Source organism: Hyphomonas sp. UBA3601, assembly GCF_002375605.1.
Lineage (GTDB): Bacteria > Pseudomonadota > Alphaproteobacteria > Caulobacterales > Hyphomonadaceae > Hyphomonas.
This window is the reverse complement of the sequence record NZ_DFME01000091.1, coordinates 2,037-3,219: the sequence shown is the minus strand read 5'-3', so window position 1 is coordinate 3,219 and position 1,183 is coordinate 2,037. Positions and strand designations below refer to the sequence as shown.

Annotated in this window: 1 protein-coding gene and 1 pseudogene; both read right to left on the bottom strand. The window is 56.9% G+C overall.

The window, feature by feature from the left end:
• Positions 1-323 (bottom strand): annotated as a pseudogene (locus B4F73_RS09370) (MFS transporter); the annotation flags it as partial.
• Positions 324-529: 206 nt separating this feature from the next.
• The coding region (locus B4F73_RS09365; RefSeq protein WP_290483093.1) for a glutamate--cysteine ligase at positions 530-1,183 on the bottom strand (654 nt) is incomplete at its 5' end.

The following is a 1,183-nucleotide window of genomic DNA, read 5'->3' as shown; positions in this document are numbered from 1 at the left end:
ACAAACAGCTGGCGTTGGTCACCGCGGCCCTCATGCTGGATCTCGATCTCGGAGCCACCCGTGACCACATATTCCTTTGAGCCACTGCCCTCGAACGCCATGCCGAAATGACCGAGGCAGAGCAGGATCGCTCCAAAGGTCACCGCCTTGCGCTGGCCGAGGTATCGGTCGGCCAGTGTCCCGCCGATAATCGTCATGACATAAACGAGCGCCGTATAGGCCCCGTACATGATCGACGACTTCTCATCCGAGAAGAGGAAATGCTGGGTCAGGTACAAGACCAGCAGGCCGCGCATCCCGTAATAGGAAAAACGCTCCCACATCTCGGTAAAGAACAAAATGGCCAACCCCTTAGGATGGCCGAAAAATGAGGTATCGCGGGGTTTGCCCGCTGCACCATTCGCAGTGATGTCTGTCACGCGTTCAACTCCCCGGAAATTCTTACGAACCGGTAGTTTGACCACGCAAACGCCTAGCTCTCAAGGCAGCTTGTGCCAATTGAGAAGCCCGGATGAGGGAATTTATTCCCCTAATAGGCCTGATCGACGAAAATGCGGCTCAGATCGCCCTGCCACTCGCCATGATATTTTTCGAGAAGGCGCTCGGCGGGCGTGAGTCCTGTCCGCGCGATCTCATCAAGTTCACTGAGATAGCCCGTTTCATCATCGCCCGACACAGAAAGATTTGCGCGACGTTTCAGACCGGCCCGGGAAATGTCCAGCACGCCAAGCGCGAGGTCCTGCATGGTGCGGCCACCCGGCACAGGCGTACGCAGGCCTAGCGTACGTACTCCCTGCCGCATCGATTCGCGTTCCGCATCTGACCAAGACTTCACCAGGTCCCAGCAGGCATCCAGACTTTCTGAGCAATACAGCAATCCGGTCCAGAAGGCGGAAAATGCACATAGATGACTCCATGGACCTCCATCAGAACCGCGCATCTCCAGAAATTGCTTGAGACGGACTTCAGGGAAGATCGTCGAGAGATGGTCCGCGAAATCGTCCATCGCCGGCTTCTCGCCGGGCAGAATGGGCAGTTTCCCATCCATGAAGTCGCGGAAAGAGAGACCGCTTGCGTCTAGGTATTTGCCGCCGCGCCGGACGAAATACATCGGCACGTCCAACGCATAATCCACGTAACGTTCGAATCCGAACCCGTCCTCGAACACGAAGGGCAGCATGCC